Source organism: Salinicola sp. MIT1003 (genome assembly GCF_001858555.1).
GTDB lineage: Bacteria > Pseudomonadota > Gammaproteobacteria > Pseudomonadales > Halomonadaceae > Salinicola > Salinicola salarius.
The window spans coordinates 91,836-117,127 of record NZ_MCAP01000006.1 but is presented as its reverse complement, the minus strand read 5'-3'; the positions used below and the strand labels follow the sequence as shown (position 1 = coordinate 117,127).

Genomic DNA, 25,292 nt, shown 5'->3' with positions numbered 1-25,292 from the left:
TGCGCGGGTGGCGGGTGGCGGATAGCAAGAATGGAATAACGGACACAAAAAACCCCGAGCCGGAGCTCGGGGTTTCGAAATCTGGTAGGACCAAGCGGATTTGAACCGCTGACCTCCACGATGTCAACGTGGCGCTCTAACCAACTGAGCTATGGTCCTGTAGGTCGTCGTCACAAGCCCAAACTGCATTGGTAGGACCGAGCGGATTTGAACCGCTGACCTCCACGATGTCAACGTGGCGCTCTAACCAACTGAGCTACGGTCCTACTTCGTGTTGCGGCGGGCTCGCCGTGACAACGGATGCGAATTTTACCCGGGCAGCCGCGGAATGCAACCCTCTACGAATAAAAAATTTTCGCCAACTGCCTGTCATGCCGAGACAATTCGTTCTCAGCCAGTGAGCGACGCGCCCTGTATCACAAGAATCGTCCGTATTCATGATCATGAGATAGGCAACAATATGGAGTCGTTTTTCAAAACCTAGACCATGGTCGAACTTACAAGGAACGCTGCGACCTCAACCGAAACCACGGCAATGCGGCTGGCTTTGGTAAACTGGCGTCAATCAACGCTTCCTAGAAACGTTTTCTAGAGCCAACCAACCCTTTCAAGAATAGCCATCGGGCCGCGGCAGGAAATCAACATGACACAGCAAGAACGTCACGCAGCCATTGTCGAGCTGGTCAAGCGTCAGGGCTATGCGTCGATCGAACAACTCGCGAGAGACTTCGATGTCACGCCTCAGACGGTGCGCCGGGACCTCAATCAACTGGCCGAAGAAGGTGTCGTCAAGCGCGTTCACGGCGGCGCCGGACTCGAGTCGAGCACGGTCAACACCGCCTATCACACACGCAAGACATTGAATCTGGACGCCAAGCGCCGCATCGCCGAGATGCTCGCCAGACATATTCCGGACTCTTCGTCACTGTTCATCAACATCGGGACCAGCAACGAGTTCATCGCCGAGGCGCTATGCCAGCACAGCGGGCTCGAAGTCATCACCAACAACCTCAACGTGGCCGCCATTCTGCAGCACAAGACTGACTTCAACGTCATCGTCGCCGGCGGCCAGGTTCGCTCTCGCGATGGCGGCATCATCGGCGAGGCCACCATCGATTTCATCAACCAGTTCAAGGTGGATTACGGCATCATCGGGATCAGCGGCATCGATGGCGATGGCTCACTGCTGGAGTTCGACTATCAGGAAGTTCGCGTGGCGCAGGCCATTCTGCGCAACTCCCGCCAGGTCTTCCTGGCAGCGGATCACTCGAAGTTCCACCGCAACGCCGTGGTGCGTCAAGGCAATCTCAGCCAGATCAACGCCTTCTTCACTGACCGCCAGCCCCCAGACACACTGTGTCGCCTGATGCGTGAACACGACGTCGCACTTTACGTCGCCGACCCATCGGTCCCTGCCGACAGAGACACCGTGACTGCCTACGCAGGCTGAACTCGCCACCTTCTCTCCGACAACGCCGGCTTCAATGCCGGCTTTGTCGTTTCGCCATGTGATCCTGCTGGCTGCTCTTCCCCTCCCCAATTGGTCTATGAAAACACCTTGCCGCTATTGATGTTCGGAAGTGATTAAACTATTTTCGCAATCGAACATAACCACTCCATCACCTTTTCGGAGGACGGCATGGCCTCAACGACAGAGCACCACGTTTACGATCTCATCGTCGTCGGAGGTGGCATCAACGGTACCGGCATTGCCAACGATGCCTCCGGACGAGGCCTTTCCGTGCTCCTGTGCGAACAGGCCGATCTGGCCAGCGCGACCTCCTCGGCCAGCAGCAAGCTGATCCATGGCGGCCTGCGCTATCTGGAGCACCGGGAATTCCGCCTGGTCCGCGAGGCACTGAGAGAACGCGAAGTCATGCTGCGCAAGGCGCCTCACATCGTCTGGCCGCTACGCTTCATTCTTCCGCATCAGCCCCACCTGCGTCCGGGCTGGATGATTCGTACCGGGCTGTTCCTCTACGACCATCTGAGCCACCGGGACAGCCTGCCCAACGCCAAGGGCCTGCGTTTCGGCAGCGAAAGCCCGCTGGTGCCGACGATCAAGCGCGGGTTCGAATATTCCGACTGCTGGGTGGACGACGCCCGGCTGGTGATCCTGAACGCGCTGCAGGCGCAGGAAAAAGGCGCGGACATTCGGGTTCGCACCCGCTGCACCGAGGCTCGAGAGGAAGCGGGACACTGGGTGGTCAGCCTCGAAGATCGCGACACCGGCGAACGCCGCGAACATCGCTGCAAAGTGCTGGTCAACGCCGCCGGCCCCTGGGTCGAATCCTTCGTCAAAGGCAATGCCAGGCGTGACTCGCGCTACGGCATCCGCATGATCCAGGGCAGTCATCTTATCGTGCCGCGACTCAACGACGACGAGCGCGCCTACATTCTTCAGAACCAGGACGGCCGTATCGTGTTCGTGCTGCCCTACCAGCAGCGCTTCAGCCTCATCGGCACGACCGATCGCCGCTATCAGGGCGACCCGGCCAAGGTCAGCATCAACGACGAGGAAATCGACTATCTGCTCGACGTACTCAACGCGCACTTCGTCAGGAAGCTGAGCCGAGCGGATGTCATTTCGACCTATGCCGGCGTCCGCCCGCTGTGCGATGACGAATCGGAAAATCCCTCCGCCATGACGCGTGACTACACGCTCGATCTCGACAAGCACGGCGCGCCGATGCTGTCGATCTTCGGCGGCAAGATCACCACCTATCGCAAGCTTGCCGAAGCGGCCATGCACAAACTGCAACCGCTGCTGCCGCACATGGGGCAAGCCTGGACGGCCGACGCTCGGCTCCCCGGCGGGGATATCGAATCGCGCCAGACATTCGTCGCACAGTTGCTGCGCGAATATCCGTTTCTTGGCCGGGAGCGGGCCGAGCGCTTCGCCTCCAGTTACGGCACGCTCTGCTTGAAGTTCCTGGCAGGAAAGCAGAGCCAGGAAGATCTCGGCCAGCATTTCGGCAGTGGCCTGACCCGTGCAGAAGTCGATTACCTGATCGAGCACGAATGGGCACGCACCAGTGACGATATTCTGTGGCGACGCAGCAAGCTGGGGCTGCGCCTGACGCTCGAAGAGCAGCAAGCGCTGGTGGAACATCTCAGCCGGCATCCCCTCATTGCGACCCTCGGACCGCTATCCCAGGCATCTTGAATGACAGCTTTTGGTGAGTCGTCGAAGCGCCATATCGGCGTGGGCGCCTGTCACGTTTCTGCTACCCTTGGCCAGGTACGGTGCTTTAACCTGATATAAGGAATGACCAGTTGCTGCAATTCCTGTTTACCTGCCTTGGCTGCCTCGTCTTGTTGGTCACGCTCGCGCCTTATCTGAGGATCCGCCACTGGAGCGTTCGCAGCTTCGATTTCCCGCTACTCCAGATTGCCATCATCGCCACCATCCTGGCACTCGCTCAGGCTGCCTTAAGCCCGACCGCCTGGTGGCACTGGGCTGGCGTCGTAGCCAGCACCGTTGCCGCCATCATCCAGTGGGCGCGAGTCTACCCCTGGACGTCATTGGCAAGCTGTCTCGTCGTCGAGGCCGAATCTCACGAGCCGGATCACGAGCTCAAGCTGCTCGTCTCCAACGTGCTGACACCCAATCGTCAGGCCGACAAACTGATCGCTCTCGTCGAGAAACACCAACCCGATATTCTGCTGACGCTGGAATCCGACCAATGGTGGGGCGACCAATTGGACGCCGCCATTGGCGAGGAGATGCCGGAAGCCGTGCGCATTCCTCTCGACAATCTTTACGGCATGCATCTTTATTCCCGGCTGCCGCTGGAAGACGTCGAGGTCAAGTGGCTAATTCAGGATGACATCCCGTCGATTCATGCCTGGGTCAAACTCAAAAGCGGTAAGCGCATTCGCTTCCACGCGCTGCACCCGAGACCGCCCGCGCCGTCGGAAAGCGACGAATCGCTGTGGCGAGACGCGGAACTGCTGCTGGTCGGCCAGACGATTGCCAAGAACGACGATCCGACCATCGTCGCCGGAGATCTCAATGACGTGGCATGGTCGCCGACGACCAAGCTCTTCTGTCGGGTCAGCGGCATGCTGGATCCCCGACGCGGCCGCGGCCAGTACAGCACCTTTCATGCCAAATATCCGATGCTGCGCTGGCCGCTGGATCACGTATTCGTCACTGAGCACTTCACGCTCGTCGATATGCAACGGTTGCCCGAGATCGGGTCGGATCATTTCCCGATTCTGGTCACGCTATGTCACAACCCTTCTCGCGCCGACGAGAACGAGCCCGAAAAGGCCGACACGGAGGAGCGAGAAGACGCCGAGGACACCATCGAAGAGGCGCAGGACCGGCATGGCGAAACGCCGGTTTGAGGCCGTCTTCGCAGCGATAGCGTCCCAGTCGACAACGCCACCCGATCGGGTGGCGTTGTCGTGTTGGTGTCGACCATGCGTGGATGAATGGCGACGTTCGAGGCAGGCAAGCAGCCAATCAGACCGGAGCCGTCACTCCGGGATTCCCCCTTCGGTCAGCCTGGCGGGATCGAGCAGACGCTCCAGCTCCTCGCGGGAGAGATCGGTTTCCTCCTCGGCGACATCGATGATCGGCCGCCCTGCCTGATAGGCTTTCTTGGCCACCGCCGCCGCCGCGTTGTAACCGATCACCGAATTGAGCGCCGTCACCAGAATCGGGTTGCGGGAGAGCGGGCGCTCGATGTTGTCGCGCCGCACATTGAACGTGGCGATGGCGCGGTCGGCCAGCAGACGGCTGACATTGGTCAGCAGCGTGATCGAACCCAGCAGGTTGTGCGCGATCAGCGGCAACATGACGTTGAGCTGGAAATTGCCGCTCTGCCCACCGATCGTGATCGCCGCATCGTTGCCGATCACCTGCGCCGCGACCTGGGCGGCGGATTCGGGAATCACCGGATTGACCTTGCCCGGCATGATCGAACTGCCCGGCTGCAGCGCCTCCAGCTCGATCTCGCCCAGACCGGCCAGCGGGCCGGAATTCATCCAGCGCAGGTCGTTGGCGATCTTCATCACCGCGACGGCGTACGTCTTGAGATGCCCCGAAAGCTCCACCGCCGCGTCCTGCGACGCCAGGCTGGCAAAGAAGCTGTCGTTGGGGCGGAAATCGAGATGGGTATCGCTGGCCAGACGCTGCGCCACCTTGTCGGCGAACTCGGGATGCGCATTGACGCCGGTGCCGACCGCCGTACCGCCCAGGGCCAGGCAAGTGATGCGCTTCAACCCGTCTTCCAGTCGCGCGATCGCCTGACCGACCTGGCTGGACCAGCCACCCAGTTCCTGGCTCAAGCGCACTGGCATCGCGTCCATGAGATGCGTGCGGCCAGTCTTGACCACGTCGTCGACATCCTTCGCCTTGTCATCGATGACCGAGCGCAGGTAGCCGAGGGCCGGCAGTAGGCGCTCACGGACCTGGATCGCTGCCGCCAGATGGATGGCCGTGGGGATCACGTCATTGCTCGACTGCCCCATGTTGACATGATCGTTGGGGCCGACTTCAAGCCCGTCGCGACTCGCGAGATGCGAGATCACCTCGTTGACGTTCATGTTGGTCGACGTGCCGGACCCCGTCTGGAACACATCGACCGGAAACTGGTGGGGATGCTTGCCGTCGATGATCTCGTCGGCTGCGGTAACGATAGCCTTGGCCCGGGCTTCGTCCAGCAGCCCCAGCTCCTGGTTGACCTGCGCCGCAGCACGCTTGATACGGGCCACCGCCGCGATGAATGCCGGTGGCAATGGCTGACCACTGACCGGAAAATTGTTCACCGCACGCTGCGTCTGAGCGCCATAGAGCGCGCTCTCCGGGACTTCCAGTTCGCCCATGCTATCGCGCTCGACTCGTGTCTGAGCCATGACCTTCTCCTATCGATGACGGTTGAAATGCCAAGGCGCAGCCCGAACGTCGGGCTACGCCTTCGAGTCCTTCAAGACTAGCAGCCGGACCATGCTCCGTCCGGTTCGAGGCTCAATCGAAATCGATGATCTGCCGTATCGCCTCACCACTCGCCAGACGGTCGAAACCGAGGTTGATCTCGTCGAGTTTCAATCGGTGCGTCAGCAACCGATCTACCGGCAGGCGGCCGGACTGGTAGAGCGCGATATATTCGGGCACGTCCAGCGATGGCACGTGACCGCCCAGATAGGAGCCCTTGAGCGTGCGCTCTTCCGCGACCATGCGCGTCGGGCTGATGGCGAATCGCACGTCGGGATGCGGCAAGCCGGAAGTGACGGTCGTGCCGCCACGGGCGGTGGATTCATAGGCAAACTCCAGCGCCTTGGCCACACCTGCGAACTCGGCCGCGATGTCCACCCCGCCGCCGCTGATCTCGCGCACCTGCTCCACCGCATCCGGATCGCCGCTGTTGACGATATGCGTGGCACCCATCGCCTTGGCGGTCTCCAGCTTGTCCGGCGCGATATCCGCCGCGATCACCTGCCGCGCGCCGCCACCGGCGGCGCCCATGACCGCCGCCAGCCCGACGCCGCCCAGGCCGACGACCAGCACCGACTGGCCCAATCTCAGGCCCGCCGTATGCACCAGCGCACCGACGCCTGTCAGCACCGCGCATCCGAACAGCGCCGCGATATGAAAAGGCAGGTCCGGATCGATCCGGGTCAGGGAGCGGCGCGACGCCACCGTGTACTCGGCAAAGCCGGAAACGCCGATATGGTGATAGATCTTCTGGCCGTTCTTGTGCAGACGCATCCCGCCACCCAGCAGATGCCCGGCAGTGTTGGCTGCCGCACCGGGCTGACACAGCGCCGCCCGCCCGGAAAGACACGACGAGCATGCACCGCAGCTGGGCGCAAAGGAGAACACCACATGGTCGCCGGGAGCGAGATCGGTCACGCCCTCGCCGACTTCGGCGACTTCGCCGGCCGCCTCATGGCCCAGCACCATCGGCAACGGGCGCGGCCGATCGCCATTGATCGTGGAAAGATCCGAATGACACAGACCGGCGGCACGCATCTTGACAAGCACCTCGCCCGGCCCCGGCCCGTCCAGCTCGACCTCCTCGACCGACATCGGCAGCGACTCCCGATACGGGCGTGGCCTTTTCATTTCATGTATCACGGCGGCACGAATTTTCACGAACACCTCCTGGTTTCGAATCGCCTGGGGGCGACTACCGGTTCTCGGTAGTCGTTCAGACTAAGCGCAAACGTTAACGCGAGTACTGCGACTTTGGTCTTTCGGTGCCGCTGACGATTGCCAGCCGTCGACGTTGAAAGACAGGGCAAGCATCGCGATCTAGGATGAGGTGCTTTCTATCAATGACCGAAGGAACCAACCCCATGTGGCATCGTCAGCAGTTCTCGCTCAAACCCCGTTCGCGCGGCTTTCATCTGGTCACCGACGAGATTCTCGGCGCGCTTTCCGGCATGAACGACATCCGCACCGGGCTTTTGCATCTGCAGCTGATGCATACCTCCGCCTCACTGACGCTCAACGAGAATGCCGACCCGGACGTGCGCCACGACATGGCGCTGTTCGCCAACAAGCTGGCACCGGAAAACCTGTCCGGCATGCGGCATACGCTGGAGGGCCCGGACGACATGCCCGCTCACGTGCTGGCGAGCCTGTTCGGCACCGAACTGACCCTGGCGGTGGAAAACGGCCGCCTGCTAACCGGCACCTGGCAGGGCATCTGGTTGGGCGAACATCGCGAGCATGGCGGTGCCCGAAAGGTCACCGCCACATTGATGGGCGAATAACGAAAGCTTCTGTGCTCACCCTCGTGCTTTCTGGCTGAACACGATTCTCTGCCAGCTCAATGCGAGTGCCGTGGCACCTCGGCGCCCCGGCAACCGCGCAGGAAGTCGAAATCGCAGCCCTCGTCCGCCTGCAGCACCCGCTCGATATAGAGCTGGCGGTAACCGCCGGTCGTGGCGATCTGGTTCGACGCCGCCATCGGATCGGCTTCCGCCAGCCGCCGTGCGATTTCGACGTCGTCGACTTCCAGATTCAGCGCGCCGCTGTCGCAATCCAGCGAGATCCAGTCGCCGTTGTGGACCGCCGCGAGCGGACCGCCAGCCGCGGCTTCCGGCGCCACGTGCAACACCACCGTGCCGTAGGCCGTGCCGCTCATGCGCGCGTCCGAGATGCGAACCATGTCGGTGATCCCCTGCTCCAGGATCTTGGGCGGCAGGCCCATGTTCCCGACTTCGGCCATGCCGTGGTAGCCGCGCGGGCCGCAGTGTTTCAGGACCAGAATGTCGTTGGCTTCGACTTCCAGGTTCGGGTCGTTGATCCGCGCCTTGTAGTCGTCGAAATTCTCGAACACCACCGCCCGGCCGCGATGCTTCATCAGCTCGGGGCTGGCCGCCGAGGGCTTGAGCACCGCACCATTGGGTGCCAGATTGCCGCGCAGAATGCAGATGCCGCCATCTTCACGCAGCGGATTGTCCAGCGGCCGGATCACCTCATCGTTGTAGTGCGGCGCGTCCTGCACGTTTTCCCAGATCGTCTTGCCGTTGACCGTCAGCGCATCCTTGTGCGGCAGCCGGTCGGCTTCGCCCAACCGACGCAGCACCGCGGGCAGACCGCCGGCATAATAGAACTCTTCCATCAGGAAGCGCCCGGAGGGCTGCAGGTCGACGATGGTCGGCGTACCGCGGCCGATACGCGTCCAGTCGTCCAGTGGCAGATCGACACCGATACGACCGGCGATCGCCTTCAGATGAATGACAGCGTTGGTCGAGCCGCCAATCGCCGCGTTGGTGCGAATCGCGTTCTCGAACGCCTCGCGGGTCAGAACCTTCGACAGCTTCAGATCCTCGTCGACCATCTCGACGATGCGGTTGCCGGAAAGGTGCGCGAGTACGTAGCGACGGGAATCCACTGCCGGAATCGCCGCGTTGTGCGGCAGGGAAACGCCCAGCGATTCCGCCATGCAGGCCATGGTCGACGCGGTCCCCATGGTGTTGCAGGTACCAGCGGAGCGCGACATGCCAGCCTCGGCGGCCATGAAGTCGTGGATCGAGATCTTGCCCGCCTTGACCTCTTCGGAAAGCTTCCAGACCACCGTGCCGGAACCGATATCCTTGCCTTCGTGCTTGCCGTTGAGCATCGGCCCGCCGGTCACCACGATCGTCGGGATATCGCAGCTCGCCGCGCCCATGAGCAGCGCCGGCGTGGTCTTGTCACAGCCGACCAGCAGTACCACGGCATCCATCGGGTTGCCGCGAATCGCCTCCTCGACATCCATGCTGGCGAGATTGCGGGTGAACATCGCCGTCGGCCGCAGGTTGGACTCGCCATTGGAGAACACCGGAAACTCGACCGGGTAGCCACCAGCTTCGAGCACCCCTTTCTTGACGTGCTCGGCAAGCTTGCGGAAATGCGCATTGCACGGCGTCAGCTCGGACCAGGTATTGCAGATGCCGATGATCGGCTTGCCCTGGAATTCATGATCCGGAATGCCCTGGTTCTTCATCCAGCTGCGGTACATGAAGCCGTTCTTGTCGGCGCTACCGAACCACTGGGCAGAGCGCAGCTGGCGCTGGGACTCTGGTTTTTGGGACGGCTTTTGGGACTTGTCCGATGAATCGCTCATTCTTCTCTCCTCGAGCCATCGTCAGTGCGGTGGCGGTCAGGGCCATCATCAAAGGTGTTCGTCAACCGGTGCTGTCGATGCGTGTCATCAAGGATCACAGCAAGGAAAACACCAGCCACGCCAGGGCGAACGACATCAGCGAAATGCCGATGGAGATCACCGTCCATGTCTTCAACATCGTCTTGGTATCGACGCCGAGAAAGCGACCCACCAGCCAGAACCCGGAATCGTTGACGTGGGAGTAACCGATGGCGCCCGCGACGATCGCGACGGTAATGCAGGCTGCCGGCAATCCGGCAAGCGTGGGATCCCCCAGCACCACCGGCGCCATGATGCCGGCTGCCGTGGTGCCGGCCACCGTGGCCGAACCCTGAGCTATCCGGATCACCGATGCGATCACGTATCCGGCCAGGATCACCGGCAGCCCGAACGCCTGGAGACTGTCCGCCAGCGCGTCGCCGATGCCGCTGGCCGTCAGCACGCCACCGAACATGCCGCCGGCACCGGTGATCAGGATGATGCTGCAGACCGGGGAGAGCGCCTGCTCGACAATCTCGTTGATGGAATCCATCGCTCCGCGTTCACTGGCACGAATGACCAGCAGCCACATGGCGATACAGGTACTGATCAGCAGCGCGATCGGTGTCTCGCCGATCACCATCAGCGCGGAAACCAGCGGGTTGTCGCTATCGATCACGCCGCTCTGACCCAGCGTCGATAGCCCCGTGTTGAGGAAGATCAGCACCAGCGGCAGCAACAGTACCAGCAGCACCGTACCGAACGCCGGGCGCTTCTCGGGCGGGATCTCCTCGCTTTCCGCCCCCATGAAGTTCGGCACCGGCTGGAACGGCGTCCGCTTGGCCAGTATCAGCGACAGCCGGTAGCCCATCACGTACCAGGTCGGCAGCCCCACCAGCAGCGCGACGAACAGCACCTGGCCGATGTCGGCGTGCAGGAAGACCGCCGCCGCGACCGGGCCGGGATGTGGGGGCATCAAGGCGTGCATGACCAGAAACGCACCCGCCGCCGGCAGCCCATAAAGCAGCAACGAGGCCTTGAGCTCACGAGCGACCGAATAGATGACCGGCAGCATGACCACGAAGGCCGCATCCAGAAAGATCGGAAAGCCGAACAGCAGGCAGGCGATCGACAGACCCAACGGCGCCCGCTTGCTGCCGAACAGACTAATCAGCGTGTCGGCCAGCACTCGCGCCCCGCCGGAAACCGCAACCAGCCGCCCCAGTACCGCCCCGAAGCCGATCAGCAGCGCCACATTGCCCAGCGTCTTGCCGAAGCCGCCCAGCAATGTGGGAAGCAGATCGGCCACCGTAATGCCGGTCGCCAGTGCCGTACCGATACTGACGATGACCAGCGCAAAAAAGGGATGCAGACGCACCCGAATGATCAAAACCAACAGAATGGCGATAGCCGCGACGGCGACCCCCATCAGCCCTAATGTGGATAGGCCGGCGGCCGCTTGTGTCGTGTCTTGCATGGCGTTCTCCTGACGACTGTCACGGCTTCGATTGGACATGTCCGCCGTGGGTACGGCCACAGTAGTGCCAAGCATCAATAACCATGAAATGCCAAAAATCGGCAAAACCAATATCAATATGGTTATTAGATGGGCCGCATCATGCGTAAGAACACGTGATCGTCATACAAGCTCGTGGTTTCGACGCGACCAAAGTTGCAGGTTGCGTGCCGGGACTCATCAGCCACCGGCGCGGCGGGTCTGTTTCCAGCGGTCGAACATGACCGCGAGCAGCAGGATCGCGCCGCGTACCAGGTACTGATAGAACGTCGGTACGTTGAGCAGCCCCATCGCATTCTGTACGCACCCCATGATGAGTACACCGACCAGCACGCCGGTGATCGAGGCCACGCCGCCGGAAAGCGAGACACCACCCAATACGCAGGCCGAGATGACGGCGAGCTCGAGCCCTTGAGACGTGTTGGGATCGCCCAGCCCCATACGAGAAGTCAGCAGCACCCCGGCGATGCCGGCAACCAGACCCTGGAGCGCGAACACCATGATCTTCAAGCGGCGAACATTGACCCCGGCCAGACTGGCGGCCTCGGAATTGCCCCCCGTCGCCAGCGTATTACGGCCAAAGGCAGTCATGTTGAGTACGACACCGAACACCAGGAAGCAGACGATCATCGTCCATACCGGCAATGTCAGACCAAGAAACGAGGCGCTGCCAAGATCGAAGAAGCCCGGTACGGTGATCATGACGGCATCGCCGCCGGACGTGATATAGGCCAGGCCTCGTACGAACTCCATCGCGGCCAACGTCGCGATCAGCGAGTTGATACCGAAGCGGGCGACCACGAAACCGTTGAAAGCCCCGACCGCTGCGCCGGCTGCGATTCCCACCAGCACGCCGATCACGACGCTGCCAGTAGTCGAAGTCACCATTGCCGCGACCACACCGGAAAAGGCCACGATCGACGCCACCGACAGATCCACCTCGCCCAGCGCCAGCACCATCATCATGGTGGTGGCGATCGTGCCGATCAGGGTCACCGACAACAGCAGCCCGACGATGTTACGGCCGGTCAGGAAATCCGGCACCAGCACGGAGAGGCCGATGAAGAGCAGGATGAAAACCGCAATCAGACCGGACGTGTCGAGTAGCGTCCGTAGCGGCTTGGGCAGCCCACGGCGTGTCTCGCGTGGTAGTGCCGCCGATGTGGCAACTTTGTCATTCATGTTCCTGAACCCTCTTGAGATTCATTTGCTTCTATAAAACGGAGCTTCTATAAAACGGATGCAACCTCAAAACGATGACGACCATAAACCGATGCCAACCGGCGCGGGATCGATTCATCGAGTAGCGATGAGGACCGATCTCAGGCCGGCAGCGCCAATCCCAGCAGTCGCTCGGGCGTCGCCTCGTCTCGTTCGACGACATCGGTCAGTACGCCTTCCCGCATGACGCCGATGCGGTCGCAGATCGAACTGACTTCCGCCAGATCGCTGGAGATGACCAGGATCCCCTTGCCCTGCTCGGCGAGGTCGTACAGGAGCGAATAGATGTCCCGACGCGCCCCGACATCGATGCCGCGAGTGGGCTCGTCCATCACGAAAAGATCGATCTCTTCGGCCAGCCAGCGCGCCAGAATCACCTTCTGCTGGTTGCCGCCGGAAAGATTGGCGATGGGCGTCTTGGGCCCCGGCGTCCGGATACGCAGTTGGCGAATGTAGTCCTGGGTGTTTCGGGTCTCGCGTTGCGGGTTGCGAAAGCCGCCCCAGCGCTTGAAGAAGCGGCGACAGCTGATGTTGAGATTGTCCGATACGCTCGCCACCGGGAAGATACCCTGCGACTTGCGATCCTCCGGACACATGGCGATACCGGCACGGATTGCGGCCTGCGGCGAACCGAATCGCTGCAACTTGCCATCGAAGAAAACCCGGCCGGCGGTGGCACGCTCCACGCCGCAGACCAGCCGCATCAATTCGCTCCGTCCTGCCCCGACCAGCCCGAACAGCCCGAGCACTTCGCCGCGCCGAATCTCGAGGCTGACCGGCGCCCGGACGCCACGGCCCTCGATACCCTCGAGACGCATCAGCACATCGCCCGATTGGCGTGGCCGGTAGCCGTAGACATCCTCGATCTCGCGCCCCACCATCTCGCTGACCAGCGTATCGTGATCGAGTCCTTCCAGCGTGTCGTGAGTACGAATGTGGCGGCCATCGCGGAACACGGTCACCGCATCGCACATTTCGAACACCTCTTCCATGCGATGGGTCACGTAAAGCACCACGCGGCCTTCGTCGCGCAGTCGCGAGACGATTCGCTTCAGATGGCGAATTTCCTGCACCGAGAGCGAGCTGGTCGGCTCGTCGAAGGCAATGATGCGCGCGTCCCGCAGCAGTGCTCGCCCGATTTCGATCATCTGCTGCTGACCGATCGAGAGATCCCGAACCTTGGTCGAGGGGTGGATGTCCCCCTCCCCCAGTTCTTCCAGAATCGTCATCGCCCGCTCGCGCAGCCGACGCCGGTCGAGAAAGCCGTGCTTGACCGGCAATTGCCCCAACAGAAGGTTCTCGGCAACCGAGAGATTGGGCGACAGGGTCAGTTCCTGATAGATGATCGCGATGCCACGCCGTAGCGCTTCACGCGCATTAGCGAAAACGATCGGTTCACCGCCGATCCAGAGCTGACCACCGGTGACGCGGTTGACGCCGCTCAGTACCTTGAGCAGCGTGGATTTGCCTGCACCGTTCTCGCCCATCAACGCGTGGACTTCGCCGCCGCGCGCCGAGAAACTGACGCCGTCCAGCGCGCGAACCCCGGGAAACTCGACGGTGATGCCATCGACACGCAGGTAAGCATCCGCCATACCGTTCTCCTCAGCGGTATATGATTCGACTATCGACGCACCGGCTTACAGTCCCAGGTCGTCGCGAACCTGCTCCCAATTGTCGCGCGTCATCAGCGTCCCGGTGGTTTCGGTATTGGCCGGCGGCTGCTTGTCCTCGGTGATCCAGGTATAGAGATTGTCTGCGCTCTGGCGTCCATGCATGGTCGAACTCACGGCGATGGTGCCGTAGAAGCCGGTCGGCTTCTCGCGCGAGAATTCGGCGAACGCCGCACCCGAGCCATTGATGCCGACGCCGATCACCTGATCCGGCGACAGGCCGTACTGTTCACTCGCGCGAACGCCGCCCAGCACGCTCTCTTCGTTGAGCGCGTAAATCACCCAATGCTCGAAATTGCCATTCTTCGATAGCACGGGAGACGCCGCGGCGAAGGCGCTGCTGGTATCGGTATTCTGCTGCGGCGCATCGAAGATGTTGTCCTCGACGAAACCGGCGTCCAGCAACGCGTCCGTCGCGCCATCGGTGCGCTCCTTGGCGGTCGGCAGTTCGTTGTTGCTGATGCGCAACGCCGCGACATCCTGCGGATCCCAGCCCCGCGCCTTCATCTCCTTGGCAATCGTCTCGCCGACCTGCTGACCGATCTTGTAGCCCGACATGCCCAGATGCGGCACGGACGCCATCGGCTTGCCGTCCGGACCCAGGAACTGATCATCGACGGTCACTACCTTCATGCCGTACTGCTCGGCGCGGTTGGCGATCGCCGGCCCCAGCCGAACGTCCGGCGGACAGATCACGAAACCCTGGGCGCCCTGTGAATTGAGGTTATCGATGGCGCTGAGCACCTGCTGGCCGTCTTCGCCCGACAGCCGGACGACTTCGAATCCCTTTTGCTCGCCCAGAGCGGTGGCCGCATCCTGCTCATTGATGAACCAGGCCTGCTCGGGTTTCTTGACGATGAAACCGATCTTGACGTCATCCTGGGCATAGAGCGGTGCAGCGCCAATGCCAAGGGCGGAGACACTCAGCACGAGCAGTGACGACTTCACAAAGCGAATCATTGACGACCTCCAGGCCTCGTGGACCATTAGGTTTATTATTGGCAAGCACATGCCATGACACGGCTGAAACGACATTAAACAGTCGTCCAATAACCGGCTAATAACGAGCCTCGCTCAAAGCGATACTTAATTTGCTATCGGCAAATCATGAGAGCTACCGGGATGCGGGGTCGACGACCTCACAGTGGCTTTTCGTGCCGACTAAAGTCGTTTTACGACTTTGGTGACGGGAAGCCCCCCATCCTCCACGAAAAAGCCGCCATGACGGCGGCTTCGAAGAGTCGGGCCCTGATAGCAATCAGCCTGAGGTAACGCCCGGCATCTGCTGAATCGTCGAGAAACGATAGACGGTCTGGGAATGGTACGTTTCACCGGGCTTGAGAATCGTCGAAGGGAAATTCGGCTGATTGGGGGAATTGGGGAAATGCTGCGTCTCCAGTGCCAGACCGGAACGATGGGTGTACGGGCGACCGCTTTTGCCGACGAGACTGCCATCAAGGAAATTTCCCGAATAGAACTGCAGTCCCGGCTCCGTGGTGGCAACCTCGAGCACTCTGCCGCTGTGCGGTTCGATGACCTTCGCCGCCAGCGTCGGTCGATCGGCCTGTCCCGGATTCTTGCTCAGCACGAAGTTGTGATCGTAGCCCTTGGCATAGGCCAGTTGAGTGTTCTTCTGCCCCATGCGTGCGCCGATGGCGGTCGGCTGGCGGAAATCGAACGGCGTACCGCTGACGTCGGCGATCTCTCCCGTCGGAATCAGGGTCTCGCCGACGGGCGTGTAGGCGCTCGCGTTGATCATCAGTTGGTGATCGAGGACGCTGCCGCTCCCCTCGCCCTGGAGATTGAAGTAGCTGTGCTGGGTCAGATTGACCGGCGTCGCACGCGTCGTTTCCGCACGGTAGTCGATGGCCAGTTCATTGTCATGGGTCAGCGTATAGCTGACTCGCGTCGACAGACGGCCGGGGAACCCCTGTTCGTCATCCGGGCTGGTATAGGTCAGGACCAGGCCTCGCCCCTGGGAAGATGAGAAGGGTTCGGCATGCCACAAGCGCTGATTGAATCCGACATCGCCGCCATGCAGGGTATTGGGACCGTCGTTGGTGGGCAGACGATAGGTTTCGCCATCCAGCGTAAAGCGGCCATTGGCAATACGATTGCCATAGCGACCAATCAAGGCACCAAAGTAGGGGTTGGCCTGACGATAGGTGTCGGAGAGATAATCGTCGAGCGAATCGAAGCCCAGCACGATATCGTCCATCTGCCCGGTCATATCGGGCGTCTTCAACGATACGATGATGCCGCCGTAGTTGATGACCCGCATCTCGATGCCGTTGTCGTTGGTGATTCGATAGCAGTCGACCTCGCGGCCATCCGGCAACCGACCGAAGGCCGATCTCTCGATGCCCGGTGGCAAGGCGCTGGAGGATGGCGAATTCGCCGGCATCGTCTGCGCCTGGGCTTGCAAGAAGGCCTGCCCGATCATCAATCCGAACAGACCGACGCCGAGACACCGAGAAAGAGAAAGGACATGGCGTGTCATCACAAGCTCCTGGTTTCATTTTCAGTTTTCTGGTTATCGTTCTTGCTGCTCGGACCGGCCTGCCGCTGCCGATGACGATCGTTTAAACCCTAGACCCACGATCCCTATCTGACTATGCGAGAACGCCACAACGTGACTTATAAAAACGTCGAATATACGTCCGAGACCGTTTCATGAAAGCACATTCCACCGACCCGTTGCCGCCGGACTGGTTCCTTCGTGTCAGGCTCAAGTTCCGCCATTTGCAGCTGTTCGTGGCACTAGACGACCACCGCAACCTGCATCGTGCGGCGGCAAGGCTGGGAATGAGCCAACCGGCGGCTTCCAAGCTGCTGGGGGATCTCGAGCATCTGCTTGGCGTCTCGCTTTTCGAGCGGCACTCCCGTGGCGTGACGCCCAACTGGTACGGGGAAAGCCTGATCCGCCATGCCCGCGGCATGTTGACATCGTTGGCGCAAGCGAGCGATGAAATCAATGCACTCAAGGAAGGTAACGCGGGAACGGTATCGATCGGTACGGTGCTCGCGCCTGCCGTCACGTTGCTGGCCAGCGCGGTCGAGCGCGTGCACCGTGACAGTCCCCATCTCGAGGTCAACATCGATGTCGGTGTCAGTCGCAATCTGGTGCCGAGACTGCGCGACGGTGAGTTCGATTTCGCCATTGCCCGCATTCCCAGCGGAATGCCGGCCGGCGATTTCGTATTCGAGGAAATCGGGGAAGAAGCGCTGTGCTTCGTCTGCCGTGCCGGGCACCCGCTCGCGAAAGACGCTTTCGACCTGATCCCGATGCTGGGCTATCCGTGGGTATTGCAGCCACCGGGGGCGCTGATGCGCCAGCGCGTCGAGCACCTTTTCCTGCATCACAAGGTGGCGCCACCCCAGCGCATCATCAATACGCCGGATATTTACATGGCGCTGGCCATGGTCGATAAATCGGACTCGATCACGGTCACGACACGCGAGGTCGCGGATCTGCTCTGCACCCAGCCACGCTTCGCGATTCTGCCGTCTACCGATGCGCTCAGCGTGCAGCCTTTCGGCCTGATCAGCCTGCGCGAACGGCGCATGTCGCCCGGCGCCGCCAAGTTGATGAGCACGCTGCATCAGATGATCCGCGAACGTCGGACGCACGAACCGAGCACGACGCTGGCTCACTACAGTGATGTCACGCTCTGAGCCGGTGTCGGCTATCTAAGCTGGCTCACCACTCCAGCGCCTGCTTGACGAAGGGGATGGTCAATTTGCGCTTGGCCGACAGCGAGGCGCGATCGAGCCGCGACAGGATCTCGAACAGCGGGTCCAGCTGGCGCGGGCCGCGATGGAGGATATAACGCCCCACTTCTGCCGGCAGCTCCATCCCGCGCACCTGCGCACGCAGTTGCAGGGCCGCCAGCCGCTGGGTGTCGTTCAGCGGCTGGGCGTGAAACACCATGCCCCAGTTCAGGCGGGAAGCGAGATCCGGCAGCTTGACCTCGAGCTGGCGCGGCGAGCGGTCGGCGGCGATCACCAGCCGCTTGCCGGCATCGCGAAGGCGGTTGAAGCCATGGAACAGCGCCTCCTCCCAACGTCTTCTCCCGACCACCAGTTGCAGGTCGTCGATCGCCAGCAGATCGAGGCGTTCCGGCTCCTCGAGAATATCCGGCGGGAAATGCCCCAGCGCATCCAGAGGCAGATAGAGTGCCCGCTTGCCTCGGGCATCGGCGTTATGGCATGCCGCCTGCAATAGATGGCTACAGCCCACGCCCTCGCCACCCCAGAGATAGAGGAAAGGTTCCCCGCTCTCGTCGAGCTGCTTCATGAGATGCGCCACCAGTGATGCGTTGTCGCCCGGCAGATAGTTGGCGAAAGTGGCATCATCACGTAGCCCGACGCCGAGCGGCAGTTGGGACGGCCCCGGACTCATGTCGATCCATCTCCTTGGCTCTGGTCTTGGGAAAGCGCGCCGCTGCGCGAACGATTGTAGAGCTGACTACCACGATAGCGATGGTAGGCGTAGCGGAGCAATACCATGACGACGGCGGCCACCGGCAGCGCCAGCAGAATGCCGGTGAACCCGAACAGTTGGCCGCCGGCGAGTACCGCGAAGATCACGGCCACCGGATGCAGCCCGATCTTGTCACCCAGCAAAAGGGGCTGAAGGACGGTGCTTTCGGCGATCTGGCCAATACCGAACACGACCAGCACGCCGACCAGCGGCAGCCAGGTATCGAACTGGAAGAAGGCCACTACCGCAGCCGTCACGATGCCTACGATCACGCCGAGATACGGCACGATGCTGGCGAGCCCCGCCATCACCCCGATCAGCAGCCCGAAGTGCAGCCCGATCACGCTCAGGCCGACCGCGTAGATCACGCCCAGGCTCAGCATCACCAGCAGTTGCCCTCGCAGGAACGCCGACAGCACCTCGTCGCACTCGGTAGTCAACGAGGTCACGCGGGGCTCGATGTGCCGGGGCAGCATGTCGCGGATATATCCCTTGATCCGGTCCCAGTCGAGCAGCAGGTAGAAAGTCACCACCGGGATCAGCGCGATGTTGCCGATCCACACTGCAAAGGCGAGGCCGGAGCGAGACGCCTGGGCGAGAAACGCCGCTGCGAAGGTGCCGGTCTCGCGCCAGTTGGCCATCAGTGCATCGCGCAGCTGGTCGAAGTCCGCAGTGAAATCGATGCCGGTCAACGACTGGATCTCCGGCAGAACCGTTGCCTGCACCCAATTGAAGATGCTGGGCAGCGCCTCGATCAGTTGCGCGATCTGACGTCCCAGCACGGGAACCAGCACCAGGACGCCGCCGACGATGATGACGCCCAGCAGCAGGAACACCACGCTGACGGCAAGACGCCGCGACAATCCGCGCGCTTCGAGCCAGTCGGTCACCGGGTCGCCCAGGTAGGCGAGGATCATGCTGACGAAGAACGGCATCAGGATCGGTTCCAGCAGGATCAGCAGCCAGACCGCCAGCGCCGCCCCGATCGCGCCCCAGATTTGCAGTTTTGTCATCGCGCTCTCGTCGTCCTTCGACTGCCCCCTCAATGAAGGCAATGCTACAATGCGCCCCGCTGAACATCATCCTTATTCCTTGGCTCCGCGAGAAAGGTCCTCCTATGACGCGCTCCTCTTCCGATACCCCGAACGCGCCCCGTTCGCCCGGCTTCCAGTCTCTGACCTACCGAGACGCCGGTGTCGACATCGACGCGGGCAACGCGCTGGTCGAGAGAATCAAGGGCGTCGCCAAGCGCACCTCGCGGCCGGAAGTCATGGGCGGGCTCGGGGGTTTCGGCGCGCTGTGCGAAATTCCGAGCGGCTACCGCCAGCCGGTGCTGGTCTCCGGCACCGACGGCGTCGGCACCAAGCTGCGCCTGGCCATGGACCTGGGGCGTCACGACACCATCGGCATCGATCTCGTCGCGATGTGCGTCAATGACCTGGTCGTTGCCGGCGCCGAGCCGCTGCAGTTTCTCGACTACTACGCTACCGGCAAGCTGGATGTCGATATCGCCGCCGACGTGGTCACCGGCATCGGCGAAGGCTGCAGCCAGGCGGGTTGCGCGCTGGTCGGCGGCGAAACCGCGGAAATGCCCGGCATGTACGAGGGCAGCGACTACGACCTGGCCGGCTTCTGCGTCGGCGTGGTCGAAAAATCCGAGATCCTCGACGGCAGCAAGGTCGGTGAAGGCGACGTGCTGCTGGGCCTCGCCTCTTCCGGCCCGCACTCCAACGGCTACTCGCTGATCCGCAAGATCCTGGAAGTCGGCGGCGGCAAGCTCGACGACACGCTGGAAGGCAAGCCGCTGGCCGACCTGCTGATGGCGCCGACCCGTATCTACGTCAAGCCGCTGCTGTCGCTGATTCGCTCCAGCAGTGTCGACGTTCACGCGCTGTCCCACATAACCGGTGGCGGCCTGCTCGAGAACGTGCCGCGAGTGCTGCCGGAACATCTGGCCGCGCGGATCGACGTCAGCCGCTGGCAGCGTCCCGCCGTGTTCGACTGGCTCAAGCAGCAGGGCAACGTGGAAGAGCGTGAAATGTACCGCGTGCTCAACTGCGGCATCGGCATGGTCGTGGTGGTTCCCGCGGACCAGTCCGACCAGGCCATCGCCCATCTCGAGACCGCCGGCGAAACCGTCCATCGTCTGGGCGAGATCGTCGGCCGTGATGCCGATGCAGAAGCCGTGCAACTGGAGAACCTGCCGGCATGAGCGGTGACTATCCTTCACAGCAGCGCGACACGCTGAACGACTTCGAAGCGGCCGCGGCGGAGAAGCCGCGGGTCGTGGTACTGATTTCCGGCAATGGCAGCAACCTGCAGGCCCTGCTGGATGCCCAGGAGCACGACGAACTGGGCGGCGGCGAGATCGTCGCCGTGGTCTCCAACAAGGCCGATGCCTATGGACTCAAGCGCGCCCGGGATGCCGGCGTCGATGCCGTCGCCCTGCCCCACCGCGAGTATGATTCCCGCGAAGCCTTCGACGCCGCGCTGATCAAGGTCATCGACCGCCACGAGCCCCACCTGGTGGTGCTCGCCGGCTTCATGCGCATCCTGACGCCCGCTTTCGTCGACCGCTATCGCGGTCGCATGCTCAACATTCATCCGTCACTGCTGCCCGCCTACCAGGGGCTGGACACGCACCGGCGCGCACTGGCCGACGGTGTCGCCGAGCATGGCGTCAGCGTGCATTTCGTCACCGAGGAGCTCGATGGCGGGCCGGTGGTGATCCAGGCCGTGGTCAACGTCGAACCGGATCAGGATGTCGATGCGCTGATCGAAAAGGTTCACGCTCGCGAGCATCTGATCTACCCCATCGCGGTGCGCTGGTTCCTCGAAGGCCGCGTCAAATTGTCGCCCGACGGCAAGGTGACGCTGGATAACGTGCCACTGCCCCCCACGGGGCTGCGCATGTCCCATGCCGACGCCGCCGAAGAGCTGGACGAAGATCTCGACGACTGATCGCCGGTAAGCTGTTTTTTCCCTCGTCGGCGCTCCCGGCGCCGACGATCTCCCCGCTGCGGACGCTACCCGCGCTTGCCCAACCGCCAATCTTTGCCAGACTGACATCATTCTTTCGTTCGGCACCTCGTGCCGGATGAATCGTTTCCGTCGATGAAGGTTTCAGCACGCAAGGAGGAAAAGCGATATGGATTATCGTCCGCTAGGCAATTCAGGATTGATGGTATCGACGTTGACGCTGGGCACGGTGCCCTTCGGTGGCGCCAACGGTTTCGAGAAGGCCGCTAGCGTCGACGTCAAGGGGGCCAAGAAGCTGCTCGATATCGCCTTCGATGCCGGCGTCAACCTGGTCGACACCGCCGATCTCTACTCGCTCGGGCTGGCGGAAGAAATTACCGGCAAGGCGCTGGGCAGCAAGCGCGACGACATCATCCTCGCCACCAAGGGCCGAAGCCCGCTGGGCGATGACCCCAACGCTACCGGCGCCTCGCGCTACCACCTGATTCGCGCCGTCGAGGCCAGTCTCAAGCGGCTGGGCACCGATCACATCGACCTCTACCAGCTGCACAACTGGGATGGCGTCACTCCCATCGAGGAGACGCTCGAGGCGATGCATCATCTGGTCGCCAGCGGCAAGGTACGCTATTGGGGCACGTCCAACTACACCGGCTGGCAAATGATGAAGACGCTCGGCAAGGCCGAGGCGCATGGCATGATCAAGCCGATCAGCCAGCAGATCTACTACACGCCGGAGTCCCGCGAGGCGGAGTACGAACTGATGCCGCTGGCGCTCGATCAGAACGTCGGCTCGCTGATCTGGGGACCGCTGGGCGAAGGCTTCCTGACCGGCAAGGTCCGCCGGGGCCAGAAGACGCCGCCGGATACCCGTCAGGGCAACGGGTGGCCGGAACCCTATATCCACGACATGGAACGGGCCTACGACATCATCGAGGCGCTGGCCGCCATTGGCGAAGCCCATGGCTGCTCCATACCCCGTGTCTGCCTGGCATGGCTGAAGGATCGCCCCGGCGTCACGTCCCTGATCGTCGGTGCCCGCACCGAAGAGCACCTGCGCGACAACCTCGCCGCCGCCGATCTGACGCTATCCCCGAAAGAGCATCAACGCCTGGAGAAACTGACTCGCCCGGCACCGCTCTATCCGTACTGGCATCGCGTGGTTTCCGGCATGGATCGCCTGGACCCGGCAGAAAAGCCGTTTCTGGACGGCTTCAGCGAGACGATCAAGAACCGCAGCGATGACCGTTCTTCATCATGATAATCAGCTAACTACCGAAGAACGTAAACGAGGCAGGCAAGACAAGGAAAAACGGCCGAAAAAGCGCAGTTTACGAGTTTGTAAATGAGCATTTTGAGACCGTTTTTAACGCAGTATTGCCAACGCAGGTAGTTCTTCAAGGAAGCGCTGATAAATCGGCGAGCAGGATGAAGCGCAAGGCGCACGGCGCGCAGGAACCGGAGCATATGGGGTATATGTGAGGGTTCCGATCGGACCGGCGCCCCGGCACCGCGCAACGTAGCGATTCGCCTGCGCAGCCATTTAGGCAGTGTTTCCTTCAGGTGCGCGGCAGGGTGACCCCACGCTGCCCCATATACTTGCCGCCCCGGTCCTTGTAGGAGACATCGCAGACCTCGTCGGACTCCAGGAACAGCATCTGCGCCACACCTTCGTTGGCGTAGATACGGGCCGGCAGATTGGTGGTGTTGGAAAACTCCAACGTCACGTGACCTTCCCACTCGGGCTCCAGCGGCGTCACGTTGACGATGATGCCGCACCGCGCGTAGGTCGACTTGCCCAGGCAGATCGTCAGCACGCTGCGCGGGACGCGGAAATACTCCACAGTGCGCGCCAGGGCGAAGGAGTTGGGTGGAATCACGCAGGCATCGCCCTTGACGTCGACGAAGCTCTTCTCGTCGAACGCCTTGGGATCGACCACCGCCGAGTGGATATTGGTGAACACCTTGAACTCGTCGGCGCAGCGGACATCGTAGCCGTAGCTGGACGTCCCGTAGGAGATGACGCGCTGGTTGTTCACATGACGGACCTGATCGGCCTCGAACGGCTCGATCATGCCTTCCTGCTCCGCCATACGGCGAATCCACTTGTCGGATTTAATGCTCATGCAGGCGTCCTTGAGACTGAGACTGACGTCGTCACGACGTCATGTATTCGTTGGGCCGAGGAAAACGGGAGCGATCTGATCGGGGCGACATGATAGCGGCCCAATTTCATTAAGGAAAAGAAAAAAGGAAAGGAAACGACGCCCCCATGCCGCAAACGTCGCGCGGGGCATGGCGAGTGGTCATGCCCTGCGCGATCGGGAATAGCCTGGGTAAGAACCGAAACCGCCGGAGAATCGAAAGGCGATTCGATCAGTCGCTGAACGAGATCGTCGGGCCACCGGTATCCTGCCCGGCGACACCACTGGCGACATCACGCGCCATCTGACGGAACGTGGCAGCCACCTCGCCCTCCGGCTCGGCAACCACGCTCGGCTTGCCGCCGTCGGCCTGCTCGCGGATCGACAGTTGCAACGGCAGCTGGCCCAGCAACCGCGTCTCGTACTGCTCGGCGATACGCTCGCCGCCGCCAGCGCCGAAGATCGGTTCGCTATGGCCGCAGTTCGAGCAGATGTGCAGGCTCATGTTCTCCACCACGCCCAGCACCGGCACGTTGACCTTGCGGAACATCTCGATGCCCTTGCGCGCGTCCAGTAGCGCGATGTCCTGCGGCGTGGTGACGATCACCGCACCGTCGACCGGCACCTTCTGCGCCAGCGTCAACTGGATATCGCCGGTGCCCGGCGGCATGTCGATGAACAGAAAATCGAGATCGTCCCACAGCGTCTGGTTGAGCAGTTGCTGGAAAGCGCCGGAAACCATCGGGCCACGCCATACCATCGGCTGGTTGATATCGACCATGAATGCCATCGACATCGCCTGGATGCCGTGCGCCATCACCGGCTTCATGTTCTTCTCGTCCACCACCTCGGGGCGGGTGTTCTCCGGCAAGCCCAGCATCCGCGCCTGGCTCGGGCCATAGATATCGGCGTCGAGCAGGCCGACACGATACCCTTCCGCCGCCATCGCCAACGCCAGATTGGCGGTGACGGTGGACTTGCCGACGCCGCCCTTGCCGGAGGCGACCGCCACGATATGTTTGATGCCCTCGATCACGAACCTCTCCTTGCAACGTTCAAAGCATGACTTTCCGCCAGTATAACGAGCCCGGCGCCCTATACCCTAGCGTTGTGCTGGGAAATAGCGGCCGAGCCGATCGAATGAGGTAGCACATCGTTGCCAACGGGGAACGCTCATCACGGTTCGAATCGATACAGGGAACGGCGGCAAGGCCGTTCAATCGCGCTCGAACTCTTTCTGCACCGTCAGCTTGGTGCGAATGAAGTCGCTGTGGGTCACGTAGAGCAGGTCCGCCAGCCGCCGGATGCGATGCTCCTCGAGAGCGGCGAGCTCATGATCGGCGTAGGCCAGACGCCACATCGCGGCGATCAGCTCGACACGCTGATCGTAGCTGTAGCGTTCATTGAGCAGGGAAACGTACTGGAAATGATCCACCGCCTGTTCGACCTGCGTCTGTGCCTGCTGGATCAGATCATCGGCGGCAGCCTCGTCCAGCGAGAACTGGACCATCAATATCCGGCGCAGCGTGGCCAACTCCTGAGGATCGACCTCATAATCGGCACGCAGCACCTCGCTGAACAGCGCCGCGACCGCCAGTTGCGGTGTCACGGCGTCACGGCCGTCGGATTCCGGCACGGCCAGAACGCGCTGAAAGAATTGCTGAACGGTATCGAGCATGGCTCACTCCTCTG

General features: G+C 62.0%; 21 protein-coding genes and 2 tRNA genes. 8 read left to right on the top strand and 15 right to left on the bottom strand.

The window, feature by feature from the left end:
• Positions 1-82: 82 nt before the first annotated feature.
• Positions 83-159: transfer RNA gene (locus BC443_RS03350), tRNA-Val, on the bottom strand.
• 30 nt (positions 160-189) lie between these two features.
• Positions 190-266: transfer RNA gene (locus BC443_RS03345), tRNA-Val, on the bottom strand.
• Between the two features lie 377 nt (positions 267-643).
• Here BC443_RS03345 and BC443_RS03340 point away from each other — a divergent pair.
• The 3 genes from BC443_RS03340 (at position 644) to BC443_RS03330 (ending at position 4,353) form a co-directional block, all read left to right on the top strand.
• The gene (locus BC443_RS03340; protein ID WP_071230429.1) at positions 644-1,450 is read left to right on the top strand and encodes a DeoR/GlpR family transcriptional regulator; all 807 of its coding nucleotides are present in this window, start codon (positions 644-646) and stop codon (positions 1,448-1,450) included.
• Positions 1,451-1,639: 189 nt separating this feature from the next.
• Positions 1,640-3,166 (top strand): glycerol-3-phosphate dehydrogenase, encoded by a 1,527-nt coding sequence (gene glpD, locus BC443_RS03335; RefSeq protein ID WP_071230428.1) that lies wholly within the window; start codon positions 1,640-1,642, stop codon positions 3,164-3,166.
• A gap of 110 nt (positions 3,167-3,276) precedes the next feature.
• Complete coding sequence (locus tag BC443_RS03330; protein ID WP_071230427.1) at positions 3,277-4,353, top strand: endonuclease/exonuclease/phosphatase family protein; 1,077 nt, start codon at positions 3,277-3,279, stop codon at positions 4,351-4,353.
• Between the two features lie 132 nt (positions 4,354-4,485).
• Here the strand turns inward: BC443_RS03330 and BC443_RS03325 are convergent, their stop codons facing one another.
• Both BC443_RS03325 and BC443_RS03320 read right to left on the bottom strand, forming a co-directional pair.
• Positions 4,486-5,865 carry a class II fumarate hydratase gene (locus BC443_RS03325; RefSeq protein WP_071230426.1) on the bottom strand — a complete coding sequence of 460 codons (1,380 nt, stop codon included), beginning with the start codon at positions 5,863-5,865 and terminating at the stop codon, positions 4,486-4,488.
• Between the two features lie 112 nt (positions 5,866-5,977).
• Positions 5,978-7,105 (bottom strand): zinc-dependent alcohol dehydrogenase family protein, encoded by a 1,128-nt coding sequence (locus BC443_RS03320; RefSeq protein ID WP_071230425.1) that lies wholly within the window; start codon positions 7,103-7,105, stop codon positions 5,978-5,980.
• 203 nt (positions 7,106-7,308) lie between these two features.
• On the opposite strand from BC443_RS03320, the gene BC443_RS03315 reads away from it, so the two are divergent.
• Positions 7,309-7,728, top strand: a complete 420-nt coding sequence (locus BC443_RS03315) for a secondary thiamine-phosphate synthase enzyme YjbQ (protein ID WP_071230424.1) — start codon at positions 7,309-7,311, stop codon at positions 7,726-7,728.
• A gap of 56 nt (positions 7,729-7,784) precedes the next feature.
• Here the strand turns inward: BC443_RS03315 and BC443_RS03310 are convergent, their stop codons facing one another.
• From BC443_RS03310 to BC443_RS03285, 6 genes are all read right to left on the bottom strand, one after another.
• Positions 7,785-9,569 carry an IlvD/Edd family dehydratase gene (locus BC443_RS03310; RefSeq protein ID WP_071230423.1) on the bottom strand — a complete coding sequence of 595 codons (1,785 nt, stop codon included), beginning with the start codon at positions 9,567-9,569 and terminating at the stop codon, positions 7,785-7,787.
• Positions 9,570-9,663: 94 nt separating this feature from the next.
• On the bottom strand, positions 9,664-11,064 hold the full coding sequence (locus tag BC443_RS03305) for a GntP family permease (protein ID WP_071230422.1): 1,401 nt from the start codon (positions 11,062-11,064) through the stop codon (positions 9,664-9,666).
• A 219-nt stretch (positions 11,065-11,283) separates the two neighbouring features.
• Positions 11,284-12,285 carry an L-arabinose ABC transporter permease AraH gene (araH, locus tag BC443_RS03300; RefSeq protein ID WP_071230421.1) on the bottom strand — a complete coding sequence of 334 codons (1,002 nt, stop codon included), beginning with the start codon at positions 12,283-12,285 and terminating at the stop codon, positions 11,284-11,286.
• Between the two features lie 140 nt (positions 12,286-12,425).
• Positions 12,426-13,919: an L-arabinose ABC transporter ATP-binding protein AraG gene (gene araG / locus BC443_RS03295; protein ID WP_071230420.1), complete on the bottom strand. Its 1,494-nt coding sequence runs from the start codon at positions 13,917-13,919 to the stop codon at positions 12,426-12,428.
• Between the two features lie 45 nt (positions 13,920-13,964).
• Entirely contained in the window at positions 13,965-14,957 is a 993-nt protein-coding gene (locus tag BC443_RS03290) for an arabinose ABC transporter substrate-binding protein (RefSeq protein WP_071230419.1), read from the bottom strand.
• A 298-nt stretch (positions 14,958-15,255) separates the two neighbouring features.
• Positions 15,256-16,497 (bottom strand): aldose epimerase family protein, encoded by a 1,242-nt coding sequence (locus BC443_RS03285; RefSeq protein WP_071230418.1) that lies wholly within the window; start codon positions 16,495-16,497, stop codon positions 15,256-15,258.
• Between the two features lie 173 nt (positions 16,498-16,670).
• Here BC443_RS03285 and BC443_RS03280 point away from each other — a divergent pair, with 173 nt between their 5' ends.
• On the top strand, positions 16,671-17,672 hold the full coding sequence (locus tag BC443_RS03280) for a LysR substrate-binding domain-containing protein (RefSeq protein WP_071230417.1): 1,002 nt from the start codon (positions 16,671-16,673) through the stop codon (positions 17,670-17,672).
• A 25-nt stretch (positions 17,673-17,697) separates the two neighbouring features.
• On the opposite strand, the gene hda is transcribed toward BC443_RS03280, so the two are convergent.
• Both hda and BC443_RS03270 read right to left on the bottom strand, forming a co-directional pair.
• Complete coding sequence (gene hda, locus BC443_RS03275) at positions 17,698-18,399, bottom strand: DnaA regulatory inactivator Hda (RefSeq protein WP_071230416.1); 702 nt, start codon at positions 18,397-18,399, stop codon at positions 17,698-17,700.
• Complete coding sequence (locus BC443_RS03270) at positions 18,396-19,493, bottom strand: AI-2E family transporter (RefSeq protein WP_071230415.1); 1,098 nt, start codon at positions 19,491-19,493, stop codon at positions 18,396-18,398. Before BC443_RS03270 ends, hda begins: the two co-directional genes overlap by 4 nt.
• Positions 19,494-19,597: 104 nt before the next feature.
• Here BC443_RS03270 and purM point away from each other — a divergent pair, with 104 nt between their 5' ends.
• The 3 genes from purM (at position 19,598) to BC443_RS03255 (ending at position 22,717) form a co-directional block, all read left to right on the top strand.
• Positions 19,598-20,692, top strand: coding sequence for a phosphoribosylformylglycinamidine cyclo-ligase (gene purM / locus BC443_RS03265; protein WP_071230414.1), 1,095 nt, complete (start codon positions 19,598-19,600; stop codon positions 20,690-20,692).
• Positions 20,689-21,441 (top strand): phosphoribosylglycinamide formyltransferase, encoded by a 753-nt coding sequence (gene purN / locus BC443_RS03260; RefSeq protein WP_071230413.1) that lies wholly within the window; start codon positions 20,689-20,691, stop codon positions 21,439-21,441. Before purM ends, purN begins: the two co-directional genes overlap by 4 nt.
• A 187-nt stretch (positions 21,442-21,628) precedes the next feature.
• Positions 21,629-22,717, top strand: coding sequence for an aldo/keto reductase (locus tag BC443_RS03255; RefSeq protein ID WP_071230412.1), 1,089 nt, complete (start codon positions 21,629-21,631; stop codon positions 22,715-22,717).
• Positions 22,718-23,015: 298 nt separating this feature from the next.
• Here BC443_RS03255 and dcd read toward each other — a convergent pair whose 3' ends face one another.
• From dcd to BC443_RS03240, 3 genes are all read right to left on the bottom strand, one after another.
• Positions 23,016-23,582: a dCTP deaminase gene (dcd, locus tag BC443_RS03250; protein WP_071230411.1), complete on the bottom strand. Its 567-nt coding sequence runs from the start codon at positions 23,580-23,582 to the stop codon at positions 23,016-23,018.
• Between the two features lie 250 nt (positions 23,583-23,832).
• Entirely contained in the window at positions 23,833-24,699 is an 867-nt protein-coding gene (apbC, locus tag BC443_RS03245; RefSeq protein ID WP_083387184.1) for an iron-sulfur cluster carrier protein ApbC, read from the bottom strand.
• 117 nt (positions 24,700-24,816) lie between these two features.
• The gene (locus BC443_RS03240; RefSeq protein ID WP_071230410.1) at positions 24,817-25,278 is read right to left on the bottom strand and encodes a TerB family tellurite resistance protein; all 462 of its coding nucleotides are present in this window, start codon (positions 25,276-25,278) and stop codon (positions 24,817-24,819) included.
• Positions 25,279-25,292: the final 14 nt, after the last annotated feature.

Bases quoted from the DNA above. Each gene is read 5' to 3' on its own strand.
- BC443_RS03325 (WP_071230426.1), bottom strand. From the start codon at position 5,865: ATGGCTCAGACACGAGTCGAGCGCGATAGCATGGGCGAACTGGAAGTC.
- BC443_RS03340 (WP_071230429.1), top strand. From the start codon at position 644: ATGACACAGCAAGAACGTCACGCAGCCATTGTCGAGCTGGTCAAGCGT.
- BC443_RS03255 (WP_071230412.1), top strand. From the start codon at position 21,629: ATGGATTATCGTCCGCTAGGCAATTCAGGATTGATGGTATCGACGTTG.
- purM (WP_071230414.1), top strand. From the start codon at position 19,598: ATGACGCGCTCCTCTTCCGATACCCCGAACGCGCCCCGTTCGCCCGGC.
- BC443_RS03310 (WP_071230423.1), bottom strand. From the start codon at position 9,569: ATGAGCGATTCATCGGACAAGTCCCAAAAGCCGTCCCAAAAACCAGAG.
- araG (WP_071230420.1), bottom strand. From the start codon at position 13,919: ATGGCGGATGCTTACCTGCGTGTCGATGGCATCACCGTCGAGTTTCCC.
- BC443_RS03305 (WP_071230422.1), bottom strand. From the start codon at position 11,064: ATGCAAGACACGACACAAGCGGCCGCCGGCCTATCCACATTAGGGCTG.
- BC443_RS03315 (WP_071230424.1), top strand. From the start codon at position 7,309: ATGTGGCATCGTCAGCAGTTCTCGCTCAAACCCCGTTCGCGCGGCTTT.
- hda (WP_071230416.1), bottom strand. From the start codon at position 18,399: ATGAGTCCGGGGCCGTCCCAACTGCCGCTCGGCGTCGGGCTACGTGAT.
- araH (WP_071230421.1), bottom strand. From the start codon at position 12,285: ATGAATGACAAAGTTGCCACATCGGCGGCACTACCACGCGAGACACGC.
- purN (WP_071230413.1), top strand. From the start codon at position 20,689: ATGAGCGGTGACTATCCTTCACAGCAGCGCGACACGCTGAACGACTTC.
- BC443_RS03280 (WP_071230417.1), top strand. From the start codon at position 16,671: ATGAAAGCACATTCCACCGACCCGTTGCCGCCGGACTGGTTCCTTCGT.
- dcd (WP_071230411.1), bottom strand. From the start codon at position 23,582: ATGAGCATTAAATCCGACAAGTGGATTCGCCGTATGGCGGAGCAGGAA.
- BC443_RS03290 (WP_071230419.1), bottom strand. From the start codon at position 14,957: ATGATTCGCTTTGTGAAGTCGTCACTGCTCGTGCTGAGTGTCTCCGCC.
- BC443_RS03285 (WP_071230418.1), bottom strand. From the start codon at position 16,497: ATGACACGCCATGTCCTTTCTCTTTCTCGGTGTCTCGGCGTCGGTCTG.
- BC443_RS03240 (WP_071230410.1), bottom strand. From the start codon at position 25,278: ATGCTCGATACCGTTCAGCAATTCTTTCAGCGCGTTCTGGCCGTGCCG.
- glpD (WP_071230428.1), top strand. From the start codon at position 1,640: ATGGCCTCAACGACAGAGCACCACGTTTACGATCTCATCGTCGTCGGA.
- BC443_RS03270 (WP_071230415.1), bottom strand. From the start codon at position 19,493: ATGACAAAACTGCAAATCTGGGGCGCGATCGGGGCGGCGCTGGCGGTC.